The organism is Microlunatus spumicola (genome assembly GCF_039536445.1).
Taxonomy (GTDB): Bacteria; Actinomycetota; Actinomycetes; order Propionibacteriales; family Propionibacteriaceae; genus Microlunatus; species Microlunatus spumicola.
In genome coordinates this window covers 499,147-521,507 of sequence record NZ_BAAAYR010000004.1, presented here as the reverse complement: position 1 = coordinate 521,507, position 22,361 = coordinate 499,147, and the positions used below count along the sequence as shown (strand labels likewise).

20 protein-coding genes are annotated in these 22,361 nt (G+C 74.2%); 10 read left to right on the top strand and 10 right to left on the bottom strand.

Annotation, left to right across the window (positions count from 1 at the left end; translation table 11 throughout):
• Nucleotides 1–4 precede the first annotated feature (4 nt).
• The 3 genes from ABD665_RS15500 to ABD665_RS15490 are packed head-to-tail and all read right to left on the bottom strand — an operon-like array spanning nt 5 to nt 1,955.
• Nucleotides 5–376, bottom strand: coding sequence for a PspC domain-containing protein (locus tag ABD665_RS15500; protein ID WP_204913524.1), 372 nt, complete (start codon nt 374–376; stop codon nt 5–7).
• A gap of 14 nt (nt 377–390) precedes the next feature.
• Nucleotides 391–567, bottom strand: coding sequence for a hypothetical protein (locus ABD665_RS15495; RefSeq protein ID WP_204913523.1), 177 nt, complete (start codon nt 565–567; stop codon nt 391–393).
• A complete protein-coding gene (locus ABD665_RS15490) occupies nt 564–1,955 on the bottom strand; it encodes a PspC domain-containing protein (RefSeq protein WP_204913522.1) in 1,392 nt (463 codons plus the stop codon). Before ABD665_RS15490 ends, ABD665_RS15495 begins: the two co-directional genes overlap by 4 nt.
• 174 nt (nt 1,956–2,129) lie before the next feature.
• Between ABD665_RS15490 and ABD665_RS15485 the strand changes: the two genes are divergently transcribed.
• Entirely contained in the window at nt 2,130–3,548 is a 1,419-nt protein-coding gene (locus ABD665_RS15485; RefSeq protein WP_204913521.1) for a PspC domain-containing protein, read from the top strand.
• Nucleotides 3,545–4,252, top strand: a complete 708-nt coding sequence (locus ABD665_RS15480) for a response regulator (RefSeq protein ID WP_204913520.1) — start codon at nt 3,545–3,547, stop codon at nt 4,250–4,252. Before ABD665_RS15485 ends, ABD665_RS15480 begins: the two co-directional genes overlap by 4 nt.
• Nucleotides 4,253–4,586: 334 nt before the next feature.
• On the opposite strand, the gene ABD665_RS15475 is transcribed toward ABD665_RS15480, so the two are convergent.
• Nucleotides 4,587–4,856, bottom strand: coding sequence for a GlsB/YeaQ/YmgE family stress response membrane protein (locus ABD665_RS15475; RefSeq protein WP_204913519.1), 270 nt, complete (start codon nt 4,854–4,856; stop codon nt 4,587–4,589).
• 169 nt (nt 4,857–5,025) lie between these two features.
• On the opposite strand from ABD665_RS15475, the gene ABD665_RS15470 reads away from it, so the two are divergent.
• The 3 genes from ABD665_RS15470 (at nt 5,026) to ABD665_RS15460 (ending at nt 6,913) form a co-directional block, all read left to right on the top strand.
• Complete coding sequence (locus ABD665_RS15470) at nt 5,026–5,367, top strand: hypothetical protein (RefSeq protein WP_204913518.1); 342 nt, start codon at nt 5,026–5,028, stop codon at nt 5,365–5,367.
• Between the two features lie 85 nt (nt 5,368–5,452).
• Complete coding sequence (locus tag ABD665_RS15465; protein WP_204913517.1) at nt 5,453–5,899, top strand: Rrf2 family transcriptional regulator; 447 nt, start codon at nt 5,453–5,455, stop codon at nt 5,897–5,899.
• Nucleotides 5,900–6,016: 117 nt separating this feature from the next.
• The gene (locus ABD665_RS15460; protein ID WP_204913516.1) at nt 6,017–6,913 is read left to right on the top strand and encodes a TSUP family transporter; all 897 of its coding nucleotides are present in this window, start codon (nt 6,017–6,019) and stop codon (nt 6,911–6,913) included.
• 227 nt (nt 6,914–7,140) lie between these two features.
• Here the strand turns inward: ABD665_RS15460 and ABD665_RS15455 are convergent, their stop codons facing one another.
• Entirely contained in the window at nt 7,141–8,373 is a 1,233-nt protein-coding gene (locus ABD665_RS15455; protein WP_204913515.1) for a phospholipase D-like domain-containing protein, read from the bottom strand.
• A gap of 71 nt (nt 8,374–8,444) precedes the next feature.
• On the opposite strand from ABD665_RS15455, the gene ABD665_RS15450 reads away from it, so the two are divergent.
• Nucleotides 8,445–10,940 (top strand): UvrD-helicase domain-containing protein, encoded by a 2,496-nt coding sequence (locus ABD665_RS15450; RefSeq protein ID WP_204913514.1) that lies wholly within the window; start codon nt 8,445–8,447, stop codon nt 10,938–10,940.
• Between the two features lie 804 nt (nt 10,941–11,744).
• Here the strand turns inward: ABD665_RS15450 and ABD665_RS15445 are convergent.
• Nucleotides 11,745–12,665, bottom strand: a complete 921-nt coding sequence (locus ABD665_RS15445; protein ID WP_204913513.1) for a peptidoglycan DD-metalloendopeptidase family protein — start codon at nt 12,663–12,665, stop codon at nt 11,745–11,747.
• A gap of 211 nt (nt 12,666–12,876) precedes the next feature.
• Complete coding sequence (locus ABD665_RS15440; RefSeq protein ID WP_204913512.1) at nt 12,877–13,842, bottom strand: peptidoglycan DD-metalloendopeptidase family protein; 966 nt, start codon at nt 13,840–13,842, stop codon at nt 12,877–12,879.
• Between the two features lie 252 nt (nt 13,843–14,094).
• Between ABD665_RS15440 and ABD665_RS15435 the strand changes: the two genes are divergently transcribed.
• The 4 genes from ABD665_RS15435 to ABD665_RS15420 all read left to right on the top strand — a co-directional run bounded on the left by ABD665_RS15435 (nt 14,095) and on the right by ABD665_RS15420 (nt 18,083).
• Nucleotides 14,095–14,544 (top strand): cobalamin-dependent protein, encoded by a 450-nt coding sequence (locus tag ABD665_RS15435; protein WP_204913511.1) that lies wholly within the window; start codon nt 14,095–14,097, stop codon nt 14,542–14,544.
• A gap of 73 nt (nt 14,545–14,617) precedes the next feature.
• A complete protein-coding gene (gene sucC, locus ABD665_RS15430) occupies nt 14,618–15,808 on the top strand; it encodes an ADP-forming succinate--CoA ligase subunit beta (RefSeq protein WP_204913510.1) in 1,191 nt (396 codons plus the stop codon).
• A gap of 42 nt (nt 15,809–15,850) precedes the next feature.
• Nucleotides 15,851–16,732: a succinate--CoA ligase subunit alpha gene (sucD, locus tag ABD665_RS15425; RefSeq protein ID WP_204913509.1), complete on the top strand. Its 882-nt coding sequence runs from the start codon at nt 15,851–15,853 to the stop codon at nt 16,730–16,732.
• A gap of 118 nt (nt 16,733–16,850) precedes the next feature.
• On the top strand, nt 16,851–18,083 hold the full coding sequence (locus tag ABD665_RS15420; protein ID WP_344742498.1) for an FAD-binding domain-containing protein: 1,233 nt from the start codon (nt 16,851–16,853) through the stop codon (nt 18,081–18,083).
• Nucleotides 18,084–18,094: 11 nt separating this feature from the next.
• On the opposite strand, the gene ABD665_RS15415 is transcribed toward ABD665_RS15420, so the two are convergent.
• The 3 genes from ABD665_RS15415 to ABD665_RS15405 all read right to left on the bottom strand — a co-directional run bounded on the left by ABD665_RS15415 (nt 18,095) and on the right by ABD665_RS15405 (nt 22,302).
• Entirely contained in the window at nt 18,095–18,742 is a 648-nt protein-coding gene (locus ABD665_RS15415) for a response regulator (protein ID WP_204913508.1), read from the bottom strand.
• Nucleotides 18,730–20,445 carry an ATP-binding protein gene (locus ABD665_RS15410; protein ID WP_204913507.1) on the bottom strand — a complete coding sequence of 572 codons (1,716 nt, stop codon included), beginning with the start codon at nt 20,443–20,445 and terminating at the stop codon, nt 18,730–18,732. Before ABD665_RS15410 ends, ABD665_RS15415 begins: the two co-directional genes overlap by 13 nt.
• Before the next feature lie 75 nt (nt 20,446–20,520).
• Complete coding sequence (locus tag ABD665_RS15405) at nt 20,521–22,302, bottom strand: hypothetical protein (protein ID WP_204913506.1); 1,782 nt, start codon at nt 22,300–22,302, stop codon at nt 20,521–20,523.
• Nucleotides 22,303–22,361: the final 59 nt, after the last annotated feature.

The following is a 22,361-nucleotide window of genomic DNA, read 5'->3' as shown; positions in this document are numbered from 1 at the left end:
GGGCTCAGAACGGGCGGTCCTCACGCCGGGGCGGGTCGGCCGGGGCCGCCGGCGCGGCGGGCGGCGTGCCCCAGGTGCTCGGCGGGGTCTGCGCGCTGGGGTCCTGCGCCCACGGCGGGCCGCCCGCGCCCCAGACCGGGTCGCCGACCTGGCCGACGGGGGTCCGCGGGGCCACGTCCTCCTCGGGCAGCAGGAAGAGCGCCACGAGGTAGGCGACGACCGGGATGCCGGTGAAGAGCGTGAGGACGACGGTGAGGACGCGGACGAGGTTCGCGTCCATGTTCAGGTACTCGGCGACCCCGCCGCACACCCCGCCGACGTAGCGGTCGGTCCGGCTGCGACGCAGTCGGCGCGGTCCGGTGGTGGGCTGGCTCATGGGTGGTTCCTTTCCTAGGGGCGACGGGACAGGGCGAGGCCGGCGACGCCGACCACGACGAGGACGACCGGGGCGACGATCTTGACCAGCGCCCAGCTCACCGGGCCGACGAGGGCGTTGGCGAGGACGGCGAGGGCGAGGCCGAGGAAGCAGACCCCGGTGACGAGGGCGACGACGTCGAAGCGCTTCACGAGCGGACCTCCACGACGCCGGTGTCGACCCGCAGATCGAGGGTCAGGGTGTGCTGGCCGGCGGCCGCCGGGACGACGACGCGGTCGCCCTTCAGCTCCGACCCGCTGGCCAGGTGGCTCCCGTACGCCTGCACGTCCCCGGTGTCGACGACGTAGCGCAGGGCCACGCCGGTGCCGGGCGGCGTCCGGACGACCACGCGCCCGGTGTCGACCACGGCGGTGTACGTCGCGTCGGAGGTCAGCGTGACCCCGGTCAGGTCGACCTGCAGGTCGCCGGTGTCGAGGTTGTCGCCGCCGGCGGGGAAGGCGGCGGCCGAGGTGTAGGCGACGGGGTGGTCGAACATCCTCGCCGGACCGTGCCCGGCCCCGGCCTGCGTCGGCGTGCCGAAGCCGGAGAGGACGACGGCCGTCACGGCGAGGAGGGCGGCCGCAGGCAGCATGCCGCGCGCCCGGCCCCAGCGGGTGGCGGCGACCAGGCCGAGCGCGAGCACCAGCAGCCCCGTGCCGGCGTAGACGGCGAGGCCGACCGCGAACCCGAGTGCGTCGGCGACGCCGAGACCGATCCAGGCCAGCCCGAGCACGGTGACCGTGACGAGCCGCAGCCGACGGGCGGAGAGGCGGGAGCCGGGGCGGACGGCCGGCACCGGAGCCACGTCCGGCTCGGCGTAGAGCCCGACGGGGTCCGGCTCGGCGAGGAACGCGTCCCGTGCGGCCTGCTCGGGATCCACGGGCGGGAAGGGCGGCGGGGGCGGCGGCGCGGCGGTCGGCGCCAGCGGCCAGGTCGTCTGCGGCTGCGTGGAGCCGGTCGGCGGGGCCGCCGGGCCCCAGACCCCGCTGCGGACCTCGCGGACCCGGGCCTGCCAGGCGGTGGCGGCTTCGCTGAAGGGCGTCGGCGGACCGGCCCAGGTGACCGGCGGAGCCTGCGGCGCGGGGGCGTCGGCGGCCGGCGTGCCCGGGATGGGCGCGGGCTGGCCCGAGAAGGCCGACTGGGCCGAGCGGTTCCGGCGTACGCGGGGGCGGTGGAAGCCGAACCACCACAGGGCCAGCAGCGCGAACGCCGGGGCCAGGCCGAAGGGGCTGACCGCCGAGAAGACGGCGAACGACACGACGCAGGCGACGACCACGAGCGTGGTCCACAGCTCGCGCGGCCAGCGGGCGACCGCCCCGCCGAGGACGTCGTCGACCGCGGCCCGGCCCGTCGTGCCCACGGGGAGGAGCAGCCAGCCGGCCAGGTAGAGGACCACGCCGACGCCGCCGGTGAGCGCCAGGAGGACGAAGCCCACGCGGACGAGGACCGGGTCGAGGCCCCAGCGGGCCGCGACGCCGCTGCACACGCCGGCCAGCTTGGCGTCGCTGACCGATCGTCGGAAGGTGCTCGTCGGGGGCATGTGCCCATCGTGCCCACCCGAGGGGCCCCGGGGCATCGGGGACGACCCCCGTCCGCCCCGTACCCGTACGTCCGGGGGGCCGTCGTCGGACCGGTGGGGGACGAGGCTCTCGGGGACGGTTCGGGGACGTCCCTGCTGGCCGCGTCCCCTCCCGGGTGGGACCCTGGAGGGGAGATGACGACACTCGAGCCCGGACGCGCGCCCCAGGCGGTCGACGCACGGGACGATGCCCAGGACCACGCGCGCGACGACGCGCGGGAGCTGACGGAGGGCGCCACGACCACGCCGGTGCCGAGCATCGCCCCCGTCCCGGCGCCCGTCGGTGGGCCGGCCCCGGGTGCCCCGTCCGCGAACCCGGCCCCGGTCCGCCGGGCCGCGCGGGTCAGCGAGGGCGCCGTCCTCGGGGGCGTCTGCACCGGGCTCGCGCAGTACTTCGGCTGGCCCGTCCTGGTCGTCCGGATCGTGTTCGTCGGGCTGGCCCTGGCCCAGTTCTTCGGGGTGCTCGCGTACGGCGCCCTCTGGCTCCTGATGCCCGCGGCCAGCTCCGTCGCCGCCCCCGGCCTCGAGTCCGCGACGCGCAGCGGCATGCGGCCGGGCGGCAGGCCGCGGCGACGTTCCGTGGACTGGGGCACGGTGCTCGCGCTCTCCGCCCTCGGCACCGGCCTGCTGTGGCTGGTCCAGACCAGCGGGCTCGGGGTGTCGCAGCGCCTCTTCTGGCCGGTCGCCTTCGCGTGCGCCGGTGCCGCGCTGGTGTGGCGGCAGGCCGACACGTCCGCGCAGCAGCGCTGGCGCGCCGAGGCCGGCGGTCGCGTCTGGCTCGCGCCGTTCGTCGCCCGGGGTGGCTGGCCCGCCCTCGTCCGGGTGATCGTCGGCCTCGGGCTCGTGGGGGCGGCGTTCGGGCTCGTGCTGGCGCAGTACAGCCAGCTCGCCCAGCTGCCGCAGGTCCTCGCGATGACCCTGCTGGCCCTGGCGGGCCTCGCGGTCGTGCTCGCACCCTGGCTGCACCGGTCGCGTACGGCGCTGAACGAGGCCCGCGCCGAGAAGGTCCGCGCCGACGAGCGGGCCGACATGGCCGCCCACCTGCACGACTCGGTGCTGCAGACGCTGGCCCTCATCCAGCGCCAGGCCGAGGACCCGCGGGCCGTGTCCCAGCTCGCCCGCCGCCAGGAGCGCGAGCTGCGCGGCTGGCTCTACGCCGACGACGTGCCCGAGGCCAGCCTGCGCGCCGCGTTGACAGCCGCCGCCGCCGAGGTCGAGGACGAGCGCGGCATCCCCGTGGAGGTCGTGATGGTGGGCGACTGCGACACCTCCGACGCCGTCCAGGCCCTCGTCCGGGCGGCCCGCGAGGCCATGGTCAACGCCGCCAAGCACTCGGGCGCGGACAAGATCGACGTCTACGCCGAGGTCACCGACGCCGAGGTCGAGGTGTTCGTCCGCGACCGCGGGGCGGGCTTCGACGTCGACGCCGTCGCCGAGGACCGCTACGGGGTCCGTGGCAGCATCCTGAACCGCATGACCCGGCACGGTGGCCGGGCGAGCATCCGTTCCCGCCCCGGGGACGGCACCGAGGTACGACTGGAGGTCACCCGATGACGCAGCCCGACGGCCTGGCCCAGGGCGGTCCGAGCGCGGCGCCCGCCGCACCGTCCCCCGACCGCGCACCGCTGCGCGTCGTCGTCGTCGACGACCACGCGATGTTCCGTACGGGGGTCAAGGCCGAGATCGGCCGTTCGCTCGACGTCGTCGGCGAGGCCGAGGACGTCGACTCCGCCGTCCGGGTCGTCCTCGCGCACCGGCCCGACGTGGTCCTCCTCGACGTCCACCTGCCCGGCGGCGGCGGGGCCGAGGTCCTGCGCCGCGTCCACGAGCGCGAGCCCGACCAGCGCTTCCTCGCCCTGTCGGTCTCCGACGCGGCGGAGGACGTCATCGGCGTGATCCGCGGCGGCGCGCGCGGCTACGTCACCAAGTCGATCAGCGGCCCCGAGCTCGTCGACGCGGTCCGCCGCGTCGCCGAGGGCGACGCCGTGTTCTCGCCGCGCCTCGCCGGCTTCGTCCTCGACGCCTTCTCCGGCGCCATCGACGTCGCCGCCGTCGACGAGGACCTCGACCGCCTCTCCGTCCGCGAGCGCGAGGTGATGCGCCTGATCGCCCGCGGCTACGCGTACAAGGAGGTGGCGAAGGAGCTGTTCATCTCGATCAAGACCGTCGAGACCCACGTCAGCAGCGTCCTCCGCAAGCTCCAGCTCTCCAACCGCCACCAGCTCACCCGCTGGGCCACCGACCGCCGACTGGTCTAGCCCCGGCTGGCCCGTGCCCCAGAAACGCTGACTCCCGACCACCGAAGCGGTCGGGAGTCAGCGTTTCCTCGTTCGGGCACGGTGGGGAAGCGCGTACGCCGGCGTCTGCTCGCTCTTGCGACGCCTGCGCGTGTTCAAACACGCGCAGACGACACAAAGGCGAGCAGACGCGAGCCTGGGGCGACTCGGTGGCTCGGGCGACGCGCTTCGTTGCTGCGTCTTCGCCTTCGGCTCGGGAGCGACCAGGCGCAGCAGCCGTGCGCCCGCGAAGACCCCAGAAAGCACGACACCCCGACCGGTCCAGAGGACCGGTCGGGGTGTCGAGGGTGGTGCGTCAGGCGCGGGCGCCGCGGGCGCGCACGCGGGTGTAGATCAGGAGCACGATGATCGCGCCGATGATCGACCCGATGATCCCGGCGGGCTGCAGGAAGCCGTTGCCGTTGTGGAAGATCAGGTAGCCGATGAAGCCACCGACGAACGAGCCGATGATCCCGAGCAGGATGGTCATCGGGATCGACATGGACTGACGGCCGGGGACGATCAGACGCGCGAGCGCGCCGGCGATGAGGCCGATGACGATGAGGCTGATGATGAGTCCGAGCATGTGGTTCTCCTGTGTTCGTGGGACCGCGCCTCGTGGGGTTCCGGCAGGTGCCGGTCGGCGCGGTTCTCGCGACTCAACGTTAGTGCACAAGCCTTCTCGACAGCGGTGTCTGAGGGGCGCGTCCGCGTCGCAACCAGGGGTGGTCAGGTCTTTCCCGTAGGGTCGCGCCATGGCCGTGGCGCAGCACCTCCTGGTGCTGCTGCACCTGGTGGCGTTCGCCGCCCTGCTGGGCGGCTCGCTCGTGCAGCTGCGCACCCGGGACCCCGAGATCAGCACGGCGATGCTGCACGGCGCGTGGGTCGGCCTGGCGAGCGGCGTGGCCCTGTGGGTGCTGGCCGGGACGTTCGACCTCCGGGTCGAGCTGTGGGCCATGGTCGTCAAGACCGCGGTCGCCGCGTTCGTCACCCTGCTGGTCGTCCTGAACCGCCGGTTCTTCTCGATCCCGCGCGGCCTGCTGCGCCTGATCACGGTGCTCGTGCTGGCCGAGGCGGCCGTCTCGGTGTTCTGGTGAGCGCGGAGTTGGCCCGCCGGGAGAGGATGGCGGTCGTGCTGCCCTGTCGCGTCCTCCCCGAGACCGTGGTCCCCGAGGCGGCCCGGTGAGGCTCTCCGCCCGTGTCGACTACGCCCTGCGCGCCATGAGCGAGCTCGCGGCGGCCGACGCCCCCCGGACCGTGGACCAACTGTCCGCGGCCCAGCACATCCCGAACAAGTACCTCGAGAGCATCCTCGGCGAGCTGCGCCGCGGCGGCCTGCTGCGGAGCCAGCGCGGTCCCGAGGGGGGCTACCGGCTGGCACGTCCGGCCGACGCGATCAGCATCGCCGACGTCATCCGGGCGCTCGACGGCGAGCTCGCGAACGTCCGCGGCAGCCGACCCGAGAACCTCGAGTACGCCGGTTCCGCCCAGCCGCTGCAGCAGGTCTGGATCGCGCTCCGCGCGTCCGAGCGGCAGATCCTCGAGGGCGTGTCGCTCGCGAACGTCGCCCGCGCCGAGATGCCCGAGCTCGTGGCCGGGCTGGTCGCCGACCCGGCCGCCTGGAGCTGACCTTTCGACCGCACCCCGCCCTGGTGCTGAGACGAGCACACGCGCGTACGCCCGTCGCCTAAGGTCTGTCGAGTATCCCTAGCGACCTGCTAGGCAACGTCGACCAAGGAACGTGGCATGCGCAAGCTGATCGTCCTCGCCCTCGTGGGCCTCGTCGCCCAGCTCGTCGACGGCAGCCTCGGCATGGGCTACGGCGTCACGTCGTCGACGCTCCTCGTGGTGGCCGGGCTCACCCCGGCCGCCGCCTCGGCCTCCGTGCACTTCTCCGAGCTCGGCACGAACCTCGCCTCCGGCGTCGCGCACTGGCGGCTGCGGAACGTCGACTGGGGCGTCGTGACCCGCATCGCCGGGCCCGGCGCGATCGGCGCCTTCCTCGGCGCGACGCTGCTCTCGCACCTGTCGACGGAGTCGGCCGCCCCGGTCATGGCGACGATCCTGGCGCTGCTCGGCGCGTACATCCTGGTCCGTTTCGTGCTCGGGTTCCGGCCGCGGATCGCCGGCCGGCCGGGAGCCCGGCTGCTCGCTCCGCTGGGCCTGGTCGGCGGGTTCGTCGACGCGACCGGCGGTGGCGGCTGGGGGCCGGTGGCGACGCCCGCCCTCCTGGCCGACGGCCGGATGGAGCCGCGCAAGGTCATCGGTTCCGTGGACACCTCGGAGCTCGCGGTGAGCGTTGCCGCGAGCCTCGGCTTCCTCTTCGGCCTGGGCGCCGCGGGCATCAGCTGGAGCCTGGCCCTCGCGCTGCTCGTGGGCGGCCTCGTCGCGGCCCCGCTCGCGGCCTACCTCGTGCGCGTCGCCCCGACGCACCTGCTCGGCGTGGCCGTCGGCGGGATGATCCTCTTCAGCAACGTCCGCACCCTCCTGGGGTCGACCGACGCCTCCGACCCGGCCCGCTACGCCGCCTACGGCCTCATCCTCGTGGTCACTCTGGCCGGTCTCTACGCCGCCACCCGTCGCCACCGCCGCACGACCTCCGCAGCCGCGGCGCAGGAGGAGAAGGTCCCCGCGTCGGTCTGAGCGCGAGTCCAGGTGCAGCAAGCCTGGACACCGCCGAACCGCACAGCACGCCGAACGCAGGCAGGCAGCCAGCGGACCCCGAGGGCGAGCCAGTGAGGACGGGTCGCGGCCTGCGCTGGACGACGAGCGAGGGACGACGACGCGGACCTCGCCACGAGCGGGGCCGCCGTCGTCCCGAACGAGGAGGAAGCGCAGGTCGTGAGCGACCCGCCGCAGCGGCTCGGCCTCTAGAGCAAGGGCCGGAACGGGGTGAGCACCGTCTCGCTGACCTTCGCCAGCGGGTGCCGGGCGCGCCAGCGTTCCCAGGTCATCTCGACCGTGTTCGAGGAGTCGACCTCGAAGATCGTCTCGAGCTGGCGGGCGACGGCCTCGTTGTAGATCTCGGCGTTGATCTCGTAGTTGCCGTGCAGGCTGAGCCGGTCGATGTTGGCGGTCCCGATCGTCGACCACTGCCCGTCGATGGTCGCGGTCTTCGCGTGCACCATCGCGTCCTGGTAGAGGAACAGCCGCACGCCGCCGCGCAGCAGCACCCCGTAGAAGCCCCGGGAGACCCAGTCGGCCACGACGTGGTTGGACTGCGCCGGGACGATGATCCGCACGTCCACGCCGCGGCGCGCCGCGCGGACGAGCGCCCGGACCATGTCGGAGTCGGGGATCAGGTAGGCGTGCGTCAGGTAGATGTGGTGCGAGGCGCGGTCGAGCGCCTCCAGGTACATCGCGCGGATCGGGTAGACGAGGTTGCGCGGGATGTTGCGGTGCACGCGCAGGTCGGCGTGCCAGGTGTGGCCGCCGAGGTCGGGCAGCGACGCGCGGCGCCGGGACGCGTAGAGGTTCCAGTAGTCGATGAACGCGTTCTGCAGCTCCCACACGGCGTCGCCGGTGAGGCGGGCGTGGGTGTCGCGCCAGTCGGTCGCGTAGAGGCTGCCGATGTTGTAGCCGCCGACGAAGCCGACCGCGTCGTCGACCACGAGGATCTTGCGGTGGTCGCGCCCGCTGTTGCGCAGCGGCCGGAACGGCGACGCGACGAGCGGGTGGCGGCGTACGGCGACGTTGCGGGGGAGCCTGTAGAAGCTCGGCCGGACGACGAGGTTGGCGAAGTGGTCGTACGCCACGTAGACCTTGACGCCCCGGTCGGCCGCGGCGATCAGCGCGTCCTTGAACGCCTGGCCGGTCGCGTCGCCCTTCCAGATGAACGTCTCGAAGAACACCCGCGACCGCGCCTGCCCGATCGCGTCGAGCATGTCGCGGTAGAGGTCCTCGCCGTAGGTGTAGAGCGTGACCTCGGAGGCGCCCGCGGTGACCGAACGCGGCGGCACGCGCGGGAAGTGCACCGGGCGCCGGCCGCGCTTGCGGTAGAGGTCGACGGCCACGAGCGTGAGCATCGTGGCGCCCTGCACGGCGGCGACGGCGAGGGCGGTCCGACGGAGCACGGAGCCCACCGTCATCCGCCTGCGCCGCATGTGCTCAGCGTACGCAGCCTCGTCGTCGCGTCCGGCTCGCTGTCGGTGCCGGCCACTAAGGTGGGGCCGTCATGAGCAGCCCGTCCTCCGCACCACCGGCCACCACGACGTCGCACCGGGGGCCGGGTGAGGGTGGTCAGGCCACCGACCGCCCGCGGCGCCCGCGCGGCGACGAGCTGCTCGAGGGCCTCAACCCCCCGCAGCGCGAGGCCGTGCTGCACGAGGGGGCGCCCGTCCTCGTGGTCGCCGGGGCCGGCTCGGGCAAGACCCGCGTGCTCACCCGCCGGATCGCCTACCTCGTCTCCGAGCGCCACGCCCACCCCGCCTCGATCCTCGCGATCACGTTCACGAACAAGGCGGCGGCCGAGATGCGGGGCCGCGTCATGGACCTCGTGGGCAACCGGGCCAAGCTGATGTGGGTCTCGACCTTCCACTCGGCGTGCGTGCGGATCCTGCGCTCCGAGATCGGCCGCTTCGGCATGACGCGGACGTTCTCGATCTACGACGACGCCGACAGCAAGCGGCTGATGCAGCTCGTGGCGAACGACCTCGACCTCGACGCGAAGAAGTTCCCCGTCCGGGCCCTGATGAGCTGGGTGTCGAACAACAAGAACGAGCTCGTCGACCACGAGACCGCGCGCAGCAGGGCGGAGACCCCGCTCGACGAGACGTTCGCGAGCGCGTACGCCGAGTACCAGCGGCGGCTCTCCGCGGCGAACGCGCTCGACTTCGACGACCTGATCATGACGACGGTCCACCTGATCCAGGCGTTCCCGGACCTGCGGGAGACGCTGCGCCGGCGGTTCCGGCACGTGCTCGTCGACGAGTACCAGGACACCAACCACGCCCAGTACGTGCTCGTGCGCGAGCTGTGCGGCGAGGACGACCCGGACGTCGAGCCGGGCGGGGCCGACGGCCGTGCGATCTCCGCGCCCGAGCTCATGGTCGTGGGCGACTCCGACCAGTCGATCTACGCCTTCCGGGGCGCGACGATCCGCAACATCAACGACTTCGAGACCGACTTCCCGGGCGCCTCGGTGATCATGCTCGAGCAGAACTACCGCTCGACGCAGACGATCCTCAGCGCCGCGAACGCGGTCATCCGGCTCAACCCGGCGCGCAAGCCCAAGAACCTGTGGTCCGACGCCGGCGACGGCCCGCTGATCCAGGGCTACGTGGCCGACACCGAGCACGACGAGGCCCAGTTCGTCGCGGGCGAGGTCGCGCGGCTGCGGGACGCGGGGGAGGGCCGGCTCGGCGACGCCGCCGTCTTCTACCGCACCAACGCGCAGTCGCGGACGTTCGAGGAGGTGTTCATCCGGTCCGGCCTGGCCTACAAGGTCGTCGGCGGGGTGCGCTTCTACGAGCGCCGCGAGGTCCGCGACGCGATCGCCTACCTCCGCGCCATCAGCAACCGCGCCGACGACGTCTCGGTGCGCCGCATCCTCAACGTGCCCAAGCGGGGCATCGGCGACAAGGCCGAGGGTGCAGTGTCAGACCTCGCCGCTCGCGAGCGCATCAGCTTCGGCGAGGCGCTGCGCCGGGTGGACGACATCCCCGGGCTGGCGACGCGGTCGGCGAACCAGATCCGCGGGTTCGCGGCGCTGCTCGACGCGCACGAGGCGATGGTGGCCGAGAACGCTCCGGCCGACGCGATCCTCACCAGCGTGCTGGACTCCTCGGGCTACCTCGCGGAGCTGCAGGACTCGGCCGACCCGCAGGACCAGACCCGCCTGGAGAACCTCGTGGAGCTGGTGAACGTCGCCCGCGAGTTCGTGGACGGGGTCGCCGCGCTGGCCGCGGACGGCTTCGACGCGCAGGACCTGGCCGACCTCGAGGGCCTCACCGGACTGACGCCGGGCCCGGACGGCTCGGTGCTGGCCAGCCCCGACCTCGACCCCGAGGCCGACCTCGCGGCGGGCGCGGCCGAGCCGGACCCGTCGCTCGGCGCGTTCCTGGAGCGCGTGGCCCTCGTGGCCGACAGCGACCAGATCCCCAGCGACCACGGCGGCCAGGGCGTCGTGACGCTGATGACGCTGCACACGGCCAAGGGGCTGGAGTTCGACCAGGTCTTCCTCACCGGGCTCGAGGAGGGGGTGTTCCCGCACCAGCGGGCGCTCCAGGACCCCGACGAGCTCGCCGAGGAGCGGCGCCTCGCGTACGTGGGCATCACCCGCGCACGCAAGCGCCTGCACGTCTCGCGCGCCATCACCCGCGCGGCGTGGGGCAGCCCGCAGCACAACCCGCCGAGCCGGTTCCTCGACGAGATCCCGGCGACGCTCGTGCACTGGCAGCGGACCGAGCGCGCCGTGACGAGCTGGCGCAACACGTCGGCCACGTCGAGCGGCGGCGGCTGGCGGGACCGGTCCGGCCCGAGCGGGGTCAAGCCCAAGGTCCGGACGATCCCCGTCGTGGCGGCGGGGGACCGCGTGCTGCACTCCACCTTCGGCATGGGCAAGGTGCTGAGCACCTCCGGCAGCGGCGACGACGTGAAGGCCGACGTCGACTTCGGCTCCAGCGGCGTCAAGCGGCTGGCGCTCAAGTTCGCGCCGCTCGAGAAGCTCTAGGCCCCGTACGACGACGGCGCCCGCCCCGCGGTGCGGGACGGGCGCCGGCCTCGTCTGGTGTCGGCCGGCAGACGCCTCTCGGCGAGTGGCCGCTCGTGGCGGCTAAGGGTGAGGCCCGGGGTCATGATCCGGCCGACGGGAGTATCTAACCAGGCTCCCGGCGGTTGTGTTCCCGGTTCCACGGGCTCGGTGCCCACCGATCCCGAACGGTCCGCGTGGGCCTGCTCACACCCGACCGGACGGGGCTGGAGACGCAGCAGCGTCCGCCCCACGGGGTGGGACGGACGCTGCTGGAAGTTGGTGTCGACCCGCAGGCGCCTCTCGGCGAGTGGCCGCTCGTGGCGGCTAAGGGTGAGGCCCGGGGCCATGATCCGGTCGACGCTCATCACAACGGGGCGCCCACCGGTTCTGTTCCGCCGGGCCGACCCTTTTTCCGACGTCGTCCGGTCACCGGGGGAGCCCGTCCCGAGCGACGTCTGGAGAGACGACAGCGCCCGCCCCGCGGTGCGGGACGGGCGCTGTGGACGTGTGCTGTCGACCGGCAGACGCCTCTCGGCGAGTGGCCGCTCGTGGCGGCGAAGGGTGAGGCCCGGGGTCATGATCCGGTCGACGCCCATCACAACGGGGCGCACGCCGGATCTGTTCCGCCCCGCCGAGCCCTTTTTCAGGAGAGCCCCGCCGCCCGCCGAGGCCACCGGGCCCGCGTACGGGAGGCGGTCAGGGACAGAGCCCGGAGACCGCCCGAAGACAGCACAGCGCCCGCCCCGCGGGTGCGGGACGGGCGCTCGGGGGTCGTGCCGAGGGTCAGGGGTTGAGGCGGTGCGCCTTCAGCCAGCCGAGCGGGTTGACCGCGCGGTAGACGTCGCCCGGGGTGATGCCGGCCGGGTAGATCTCGAAGTGGACGTGCGGGCCGAACGTCCGGCCGGTCATGCCGACCGCGCCGACCGTCTGGCAGCCGCTGACGCTCTGGCCGACCTGCACGGACACCGTGGACATGTGGGCCATCAGGCTCTGGGTGCCGTCGGAGTACTTGATCGCCACGTAGTTGCCGGCCCAGCCGCTGGCCGGACCGCGGCCGGCGTTCGTGACGACGCCCGAGGCGGGGGCGCGCAGCGTGGTGCCGATCGGGGCCGCGAAGTCGAAGCCGGTGTGGTAGCGCGCCCAGCTGCCGACCTGGCCGAAGGTCGCCGCCACGCGGTAGCTCGCCGCGGGCAGGCAGGTCTTGCCCTTCGCGTCGCCCTCGTTGTCGCTCGGCGCGTCCGTGGTGGGGAGCTTGGTGCCGGACTTCTTGGCCTCGGCGAGCCGGCGGGCCTGCGCGGCCGCGTCGTCGGAGGTCTCGGCCAGCTTCTTCTCGCGCTGGTCGACCTGCTTGCCGGCGGCGGCCGCGGTGATCTTGTCGTCGGTCTTGGCCAGCTCCTCGGCCCGCTGGTCGGCGAGGCTCTTGACCTTGGCCGGGTCGAGCGGGGTGCGGGAGACCGAACGGCTGGTGAGGGACGCGCCGTCACGGGCGCCGGTCACGGTGGGCACGGAGACCTGGGTCCGCGGTGCCGCTCCGGCGTCCTGGGCGTTGCCGCCGAGGGCGAACGAACCGGCCACGCCGAGCCCGAGGGCCGAGACGGCGAGCGCCGCCGCTCCGTGCTGCAGCCAGCCGCGCCGGTTGTGGCGCACGTCCTCGAGGAGAGCCCGCCTGGCGTGGTCGCGCTGCGTCGGGAGCGTTCTCGGCACTGATCACCTCGTGCAGCGTCCGGGCGTGGGCCCGTCCCGCCGCGGTTCGTGGGGGGTATCGCGGATGGTGGGGGCCCGGCCGCCGCCAGGGGGGTGCAGCGAGCGGGCCTCGAAAACCATAACGGAACCGTAACGAGAGGCAAAACATTCTCATACCACTGTTGAAGCTGGTACTACCTCGACGTGCGGGGCGCCGAGACGCCCACGGCGGTCAGTGCGTGACGACGCCGATGCTGCGGAGCCAGGGCGTGGGGTCGACCGCCTTGTAGACGTCGCCGTAGCGCACGCCCGTCGGGTAGAGCTCGAAGTGCAGGTGCGCCCCGAACGCCCGGCCGGTCTCGCCGACGTAGCCGATGACCTCGCCGGCCTGCACGGTCTGGCCGACGGTGGCGGACATCCGCGACATGTGCGAGTACATCGTCGTGTGACCGTCGGTGTGGCGGACGGCGACGTGGTTGCCGGCCCAGTCGCCCGAGTTCCCGGCGAAGACGACGACGCCCGGCAGCACGGCGTGGATCGGGGTGCCGTACGCGGCCCGGAAGTCGAGACCGGTGTGGTAGCTGGACCAGCTGCCGCGGGCGCCGAACTTCGACCCGACGACGCCGGTCGAGATCGGCAGCGCGCCCTTGGTCCCCGGCGGCAGGGAACCCACGGTGCCGGTGACCGGGACGGTCGCCTGGCCGGTGAGCGTCGGGTCGGGGAGCGTGGGGTCGACGGCGGTCGGGTCGGCCTGCAGGCCGGCGTCCACGGCGGCCTGGCGCGCGGCGACCGCGGCGGCGAGCTTCTGCGCGGCGATCGCGGCTGCGGCGGTCTGCGTGGCGGCCTGCTCGGCCGAGAGCTGCTGCTGCCGGGCGGTGCCGGCGGCGGTCAGCGAGGCGCGGGCGACGAGCTGGGCGTCCTTGGCGAGCGCGTCACCGCGCTGGGCGGCGACCTCGGCGAGCAGGGCGGCTTGGAGGGCGGTGCTGCGACGCGCGGCGGCGGCGGGGTCGGCCGGGGTGCTCTGCACGCGCGCCGGGCGGGTGGTGCCCGCGTCCGCGTCGGTGGTGAGCGGCAGGGAACCGGCCGCCAGCAGGCCCACGACGGCGATCAGCAGGGCGAGGATGGTGTTGGTCGCGAGCGTGCGCTGCTCGCTCCAGGCCTGGTGGGACGCCCGGTGCAGCGTGGCGGTGGTGGACACGTCGGTTCCCTTGTTCTGAACGCCGGGGACGGAGACGTCGAAGGCGCCCCGACGGCCTACCCAGCGATGCGCACGCCCCACTCTTCGACGTCCGTAATTCTAGGTCGGCGAGGGTCCGCCCGAGCGGATCGTGACCGATTCGCGACCCTCGTGTCCCCGGTCCGGGTGACCGCCCGCCGGGAGGTCACCCGCTCCGTACGCGGCGGGACCCGGGCCGGTGCCCGCGGCCGGGCCCTGACTAGGCTGAACGGCATGGTGCCGGGGCCGACGCAAGACCGCCGGACGGGTCCGCAGCGGACCGTCCCGCGGCGCGTCGTGGTGGCCAAGCCGGGCCTCGACGGCCACGACCGCGGCGCCAAGGTCGTCGCCCGGGCGCTGCGCGACGCCGGCATGGAGGTCATCTACACCGGCCTGCACCAGACGCCCGAGCAGATCGTCGCCACCGCGCTGGCCGAGGACGCCGACGCGATCGGGCTCTCCGTGCTCTCCGGGGCCCACCTCACGCTGTTCGCCCGGGTGCTCGACCTGCTGGCCGCGGAGGACGCGTCCGACATCGTCGTCTTCGGGGGCGGGATCATCCCGCAGGCCGACCGGGCGGAGCTGCTGGAGCGCGGCGTCGCCGGGGTGTTCGGGCCGGGCGCGAGCATGGCCGACATCGTCGCCTGGGTCCGCGAGCACGTCCCGGAGCGCGAGGTCGGGTAGGACCCACGTAGGCTCGTCGATCGACCACGATCGACTCGGCGCCGTTCACGCAGGCGCCTCAGGAGGACCACGGATGGACCTGTTCGAGTACCAGGCGCGCGACATCTTCGAGGCCCGGGGCGTCCCGGTCCTGCGCGGCATCACCGCCACCACGCCGGAGCAGGCGGTCGAGGCCGCCCGCCAGCTAGGCACGCCGGTGGTCGTGGTGAAGGCGCAGGTCAAGACGGGTGGCCGCGGCAAGGCGGGCGGCGTCAAGCTGGCCCGCTCGCCCGAGGAGGCCGGCGAGAAGGCCGCCGAGATCCTCGGCATGGACATCAAGGGCCTGACCGTCGAGACCGTCATGGTCACCGAGGGCGCCGACATCGCCGAGGAGTACTACTTCTCCCTCCTGCTCGACCGCGCGAACCGCCGCTACCTCGCGATGTGCTCGAAGGAGGGCGGCATGGAGATCGAGCAGCTCGCCGTCGAGCGCCCCGAGGCCCTGGCCCGGATCCCGGTCGACCCGATGGTCGGCATCGACGAGGCCAAGGCCAAGGAGATCGTCGCGGCGGCCGGCTTCGACGCCGACGTGGCGACCGAGCTCGAGCGTGTCCTGCAGCTGCTGGGCGGCGTGTACGAGAGCGAGGACGCGACCCTGGTCGAGGTCAACCCGCTGATCAAGACGGGTTCCGGCGGCATCGTCGCCCTCGACGGCAAGGTCTCCCTCGACGAGAACGCGGCGTTCCGGCACCCGGACCACGCGGGGCTGGCCGACACCTCCGCGGAGGACCCGCTGGAGGCGGCGGCCAAGGCCAAGGGCCTCAACTACGTCAAGCTCGACGGCTCGGTCGGCATCATCGGCAACGGCGCGGGGCTCGTCATGAGCACGCTCGACGTGGTCGCGTACGCCGGCTCCGGGCTGCCCGGTGCGCCCAAGCCCGCGAACTTCCTCGACATCGGGGGCGGCGCGAGCGCCGAGGTCATGGCGAACGGCCTCGAGATCATCCTCGGCGACGCCCAGGTGAAGAGCGTGTTCGTGAACGTCTTCGGCGGCATCACCGCCTGCGACGCGGTGGCCAACGGGATCGTGCAGGCGTACGCGCTGCTCGAGAGCCGCGGCGAGGCCGTCACCAAGCCGGTCGTGGTGCGCCTCGACGGCAACAACGCCGAGCTGGGCCGGCAGATCCTCGTCGACGCCGGGCTCTCCGGCCTCGAGCAGGTGGACACGATGGACGGCGCCGCCGCCCGGGCCGCCGAGCTGGCCTCGCAGCCGGCCGCCGCCTGACCGCCCCCGACCACCAGCGCGCAAGCAACAGGAGCACAGAGAATGTCGATCTTCCTCAACGCTGACAGCAAGGTCATCGTCCAGGGCATGACCGGGTCCGAGGGCCGCAAGCACACCGCCCGGATGCTGGCCTCGGGCACCAAGATCGTCGGCGGGGTGACCCCCGGCAAGGGCGGGCAGTCCGTCGACTTCGACGGCACGAGCGTCCCCGTCTTCGGCTCCGTCGGCGAGGCCATGGAGGCCACAGGCGCGGACGTCACCGTGATCTTCGTGCCGGCCAAGTTCACCAAGGGCGCCGTCGTCGAGGCCATCGAGGCCGAGATCCCGCTCGCCGTCGTGATCACCGAGGGCGTCCCGGTCAAGGACTCCGCCGAGTTCTTCACCCTCTCGCAGGGCTCGAAGACCCGCCTCATCGGCCCGAACTGCCCCGGCCTGATCTCTCCCGGGCAGTCCAACGCCGGCATCATCCCGGCCGACATCACCCCGCCCGGACGCATCGGGCTGGTCAGCAAGTCCGGCACGCTGACCTACCAGATGATGTACGAGCTCCGCGACATCGGCTTCTCCTCCGCGGTCGGGATCGGCGGCGACCCGGTCATCGGGACGACGCACATCGACGCGCTCGCGGCGTTCCAGGCCGACCCCGACACCGACGCGATCGTCATGATCGGCGAGATCGGCGGCGACGCCGAGGAGCGGGCGGCCGAGTTCATCAAGGCGAACGTGACGAAGCCGGTCGTCGGCTACGTCGCCGGGTTCACGGCGCCGGAGGGCAAGACCATGGGGCACGCCGGCGCCATCGTGTCCGGCGGCGCGGGCACCGCCGCGGGCAAGCAGGAGGCCCTCGAGGCCGCCGGCGTGCGCGTCGGCAAGACCCCGAGCGAGACCGCGCAGATCATGCGCGAGGTCATCGCGGCCCTCTAGCCGCTCCGCTCACCGACGACGGGTGGGATCGCGCACCGCGATGGTGCGGGATCCCACCCGTTCGTCGTTCCGGGGGGCGTCGGCATCCGGGAGGGCCTGACCCGACGAACTCTCACCCGTGCCGCTGCTACCCGTCCCCCCGTCCACGGCCGACGGCGCGAGCGTGGCGGACGTCGAGCGGTGGGTCGCCGAGCACCTCGGTGACCTGACGCTCGAGGGGCCCGACGGCGTCCGGGCCGGCGGCTTCGACGGCGGCCAGGCCGCGGCGGACGCGGCCCTGGCCACGCTGGACATCGACGGCTACGCGCGTACGCGCAGCACCGTGCTGCCCGAGGAGCGCCGTGGATCGAGCCGGCTCTCCCCGTACATCCGCTACGGCCTGCTGCCGCTGCCGCGCGTCTGGGCCGCGGTGCAGGACGCCCCGTCCTTCGACCGCAAGCGCTTCCGCGACGAGCTGCTGTGGCAGGAGTACGCCCGCCACCTCTACTCCCGTCTCGGCAGCCGCCTCCGCTCCTCGCTCCGCAACCAGTCGCCGACCGAGGGCCGGCAGACCTGGGACCGCCCCGCCTGGGACCGCTCGATGGCCTGCATGGACTTCGTCGTCGGCGAGCTGCACGACGAGGGCTGGGTCGTGAACCAGACCCGCATGTGGCTGGCCTCCCAGTGGGCCGTCCGGGCGGGCGCCGACTGGCGCGAGGGCGAGCAGGAGATGTTCGTGCACCTGCTCGACGGCTCGCGGGCCGCGAACGGCCTGGGCTGGCAGTGGACCACCGGCACCGGCAGCTCCAAGGCGTACGGCTTCAGCCGCTGGCAGGTGCAGAAGCGGGCGCCGCAGCTGTGCCGGCGCTGCCCGCTGCGCGACGCGTGCCCGATCGAGGAGTGGCCCGAGGTGCGGCTGGAGCGGGTGCCGGACCGCGCCGACCTGACCAAGGGGCCCGTCCCGGCGGGCCCGGACGCGGTCGAGGGCGAGGGCGGCGAGGTCGTGTGGCTGACCGCGGAGTCGCTCGGTGACTCCGACCCGGCGCTGGCGCACGACGAGACCCGGCCGGCGGTGTTCGTCTTCGACGAGCCGCTCCTCGCGCGGCTCCGGCTGTCGGGCAAGCGCCTGGTGTTCCTGGCCCAGACCCTCGGCGACCTCGCCGGGCGTCGTGCCCTGGAGGTCCGGCGGGGCGACGTCGTGGAGGAGCTGCGCGGCCGCCGGCTCGCCGCGACCTGGACCCCGGTGCCCGGCTGGCACCGCCGGGCCGCCGCGCTGCAGCCCGTCGAGGTCCACCCGTGGCTCTGGCTCGCCCGGCCGGGCACGACCTCGGTCGGCAGCTACACCGCCTGGCGGCGCGACCTCAAGGTCTAGCGCCCGGTCGCTCAGCGCGCGAGGTAGCGCAGCACGGCGAGCACCCGGCGGTGGTCGTCGGCGCCGTCGGGGAGGCCCAGCTCGGCGTAGATGTTCGAGATGTGCGCGACGACGCCACGCTCGCTCACGCCGAGGCGTCCGGCGATCGCGGCGTTGGTCCGCCCCTCGGCGATGAGGGCGAGGACCTGGCGCTGGCGACCGGTCAGCCGTTCGACGGCGCTGTCCGCGCGGCTCACCCGGGCGAGCATCACCTCGACGACGTCGGGGTCGAGCGCGGTCGCGCCCTCGGCGACGCGGCGCACGTCGGCCGTGAACTGGTCGACGTCCGCGACCCGCTGCTTGAGCAGGTAGCCGACCCCGGCCGGGTTGGACCCGATCAGCTCCACCGCGTAGCGCCGCTGGACGAACTGGGAGAGGACGACGACCCCGGTGCCCGGGTGCTCGGTGCGGATCCGGATCGCCGCGCGGAGCCCGTCGTCGGCGAGGCTGGGCGGCATCCGCAGGTCGGTGAGCACGACGTCGGGACGTCCGCGGCCCACGGCCTCCAGCAGGCCGGGTGCGGTGGCGGCCGTCGCGACCACGTCGAAGCCGGCCGCCTCCATCATCAGCACCAGCCCCTGGCGCAGCAGCGACTCGTCCTCGGCGATCACGACGCGCACGGGAGCACCACCTCGACGTGCGTGCCGCCGCCCACGGGGCTGTGCACGTCGAGCCGGCCCTCGAGCGCCTCGACCCGGTCGGCGATGCCGCGCAGCCCGGCGCCCGTCGGCCGGGCCCCACCCACGCCGTCGTCGCGCACGGACAGGTGCAGCGAGCCGTCGCGCTCCGCCACCACGACGTGCAGCACGGTGGCCCGCGCGTGCCGGACCGCGTTGGTGAGGGCCTCGGCCAGGATGAAGTAGGAGTTCGTGGCCAGCGCCGGCGGCAGCGTGCCTGCGCCGACGACCTCGAGGCGGGCGAGGACGGGCAGCCGGTCCACGAGGTCCTCGGCGGCCGCGGGCAGGCCCCGTTCGAGGAGCAGGGCGGGCATGACCCCGTGCACGACGTGACGGAACTCGGTGATCAGCACGTCCAGCTCGCGGCGGAGCCGGTCGAGGTCGGTGCGCGTGGCCTCGTCGTGCGAGGCCGCGGCCAGCCGCCCGGCGTGCAGGGCGGCGAGGGTCAGGCGGCTCTGGAGCACGTCGTGCAGGTCTTGGGCCAGCTGGCGGCGCTGCCCGTCGGCGACCTCGACGACGCGGGCCCGGGAGGTCCGTAGCGCCTCCTGCTCGGCCAGCAGCTCGGCCCGGAGACGTTCGCGCTCGAGCGCGACCGCGAGCACCCGGCCCGCCTGCTCGACCGGCGAGGGGTCGCCGAACAGGGTCTGGTCGTAGGTGAGGGTCACCCCGGCGTCCGCCCCGCCGCGCCCGAGTACGCGGACGGCCCCGCGGTCCGGGTCGAGGTGGAGGGAAGCCGCCCGGCCGTCGCCGTCGATGAGCCGCCCGCTGGCGGGCCGGGAGAACAGGACCTCCAGCGAGGGGTCGCCCAGCGTGGAGGCGAGCAGGTCGCGTACGGAGTCGTCGACCTGGCCGCGGGACCCGAGCCAGGCCGCCAGGTCCTCGAGGTCGCCGGTGCGGGCGAACCCGCCGCGCAGCACCCCGGCCGCGAACACGAACGGCAGGACCGCGAGGCCGACCGCCTGGACCACCCCGAGGGTCGTGGCGTCGAGGTCGAGCAGGGGGGTCAGGACCCGGGCGCTGAAGGGCAGGAACAGCAGCAGCGCCATGCCGTAGCCGTAGACGACCGACAGCACCCAGCGCTCGCCGGTCCCGGACGGGGCGGCGCGGACCCGCCGGGCCAGCCGCACCACGGCGACGACGAGGATCGCGGCGCCGACGAGGGAGCAGGCCGTGCGCAGCCCCTCGAGGTCCGGGCCCGGCAGGACCACCGGCAGCTGGCGGACGAGGACCGCGACCGTCAGGGCGACCACCAGGCCCCGGTCGAAGCGGGCCGCCACCCGCCCCGACGGGAAGGCGAGGACCACGAGCAGGGCGGCCGGGATCGGGGTCTCGGCGAGCAGGAGGCCGAGCCCCTCGAGGGGTGCCGGCAGACCGGTGTCGGCGAGCGAGGCCCCGAGGACCAGCAGGCCGGTCACGCAGAGCAGCAGCCCGGTGCGGTTCGACGGACGCCGGCTCCACGCCAGGGCCCCGACGAGGACGAAGCCCGCCCCGGACGCGGGGAGCGAGGCCGCGAGGACCATGTGCTCGGTGGCGTGCCCCACCGTGAGCGCGATCTCCAGCACCCCGACCGCGGTGGCCGCGACGGCCAGCAGGGTCAGCGCGGAACGCAGGGGACCCCGCCGCAGCGCGAGCCGCTCGATCAGCACGAGCACACCCTCCGGGCTCCCGCCCGGCCCGTCAACCGACCTGGGTCCGGTGCGTCGCCCGGTGGAGGGGGTGGGTCAGGACTGCTGCGTCGCGCGCTGGACGGCGCGGACCGCGACGGTGTTCCAGTCGTCGCCGTCGACGTCGAGGCCCTTCTGCGGGTTGAGGAAGACGAAGGCGACCTTGTCGCCGGAGGCGGCGATGCCGACCCGGAAGCGGGTCGTCGTGCTGCCCGCCTTCTGCTCGACCTCGGTCGTCCAGCCGGTGACGGGGGTGCCGTCGGCGGAGGCGACGCCCGTGACCTTGGTCGGGGAGTCGACGGTCGCGGTCAGCTTGCGCTCCTTGCAGCTCGACCAGTCGCTCCGGACCTTGTCGACGAGCTTGGTCGCGCTGGCCGCGTCGCGGGCGGTGAGGACGATCTCGTTCAGCCCGAAGATGCCCGGGACGTCCTGCAGCAGGTAGACCCGCGAGCTCTTGTCCGTGGCGGCTGTGGTCGACCAGTTCACGGACTCGCACTGCGAGCCCGAGAAGTCCTCGCTCGGCGCCTCGACCGGCGTGCCGACCCAGGGGGCGGTGTTCGAGCCGACGGGCGGCAGGTCGCCGGTGGCGAGGAAGCCCGGCTCGTCGCCGCCCGCGGGCGGTGGGCTGTCCTTGGTGCTCACCGTCGTCGGGCAGGTCCCGCCGGCGGCGGTGCACTGGGTGGCGACGACCGAGGACAGGGCCTTGGTCACGTCGTTGACGTTCAGGGCGGTCTTGCCCGGCGTCGCGGCGTCGACGACGTCGAGGGCGCGGCCGGTGCGGCTCATGACGACCCAGTGCTGGGTGCGGGCGTCGCCGTCGGTCGACTTCACCGCCACGGCGGTCGAGGCGTCCCCGACGCCCTCGACGGAGCGTCCCGTGAACAGCCAGTCCCCGGGCACCGCGCAGGTGCCGAGCGCGCGGGCCGTCACCGTGAACGCCTGGGTGGCGTCCTCCACCGACGCGTACGCCTGGGCCACGTGCAGCGCGGTCGGGCCGCCGTCGCCGCTGGCCGCGAGGGTGCGCGTGATCGTCTGCTGGGCGGTCGGTGCGCCCTCCAGCGGGTCGCTGCCGAGGCAGGCCGGGCCGGACCCGTCCGGGACCGGGCCGCGCACGGTCGTGCCCGCGGTCCAGGTGCGCTTCGAGCTGATGGAGCGGGCGCCCTCGGGGGCGAGCATCGAGGTGTCCTCGAGCAGGGCCGTGGGCGCGGGGGAGCCGGGCGCGGCCGTCGCCCCGGTCGCGGTCTGGCCGGGGTCGCTCCCGGCGGCGGGCTGGTCGCGCACCCCGACGACGGCGTAGCCGATCGCCAGGCCGACGACCACCACGGCCGCGACCGCGCCGACCAGGAGGGCCAGGCGGGCGCGGCTGCCGAGGCGCCGCGGCCGGTCGTCCAGCTCGTCGTCGTCCAGGGCGGATACGGGCCGACCGGTCCGGTCGTCGCCACGGCCCGTCGTGCGGGGCAGCAGGGTCGTCGCGTCGTCCTCGACCGGGCGCGGGCGCGGCGTGAAGTTCAGGCGGCCGGCGCGGGTCGGCCCGGCCTCGTCGGGCTCGTCGTCGGAGGGGGTGCGCACGGTGGCCGCGTCGGCGTCCGGCGCGGCCTCGCGGAAGATCGGGCGGGGCTCGTCGTCGCCGGTGCGGCCGTCGGCGTCGGTGCCCGTCCCGGCCGCGCCGGCCGTGCCCGCCGTCGGCGTGCCTCCGGGCGAGGTCGTCCCGGCGTCCTCCGCCGGGCCCGTCGCGCCGGCGTCCGGGGTCGTCGGGGCCTCGGGGTCCGGGCTGCCCGTCGTCGGGTCGCCGGCGCCGAAGGCGCGGCGCGGGCGGGGCTTGGATCGGTCGTCGGCCATGGGCTGGAACGTGCTCCTCGTGGCTGTTGCTCGTGGTCAGTACGGGCACACCGCGACGC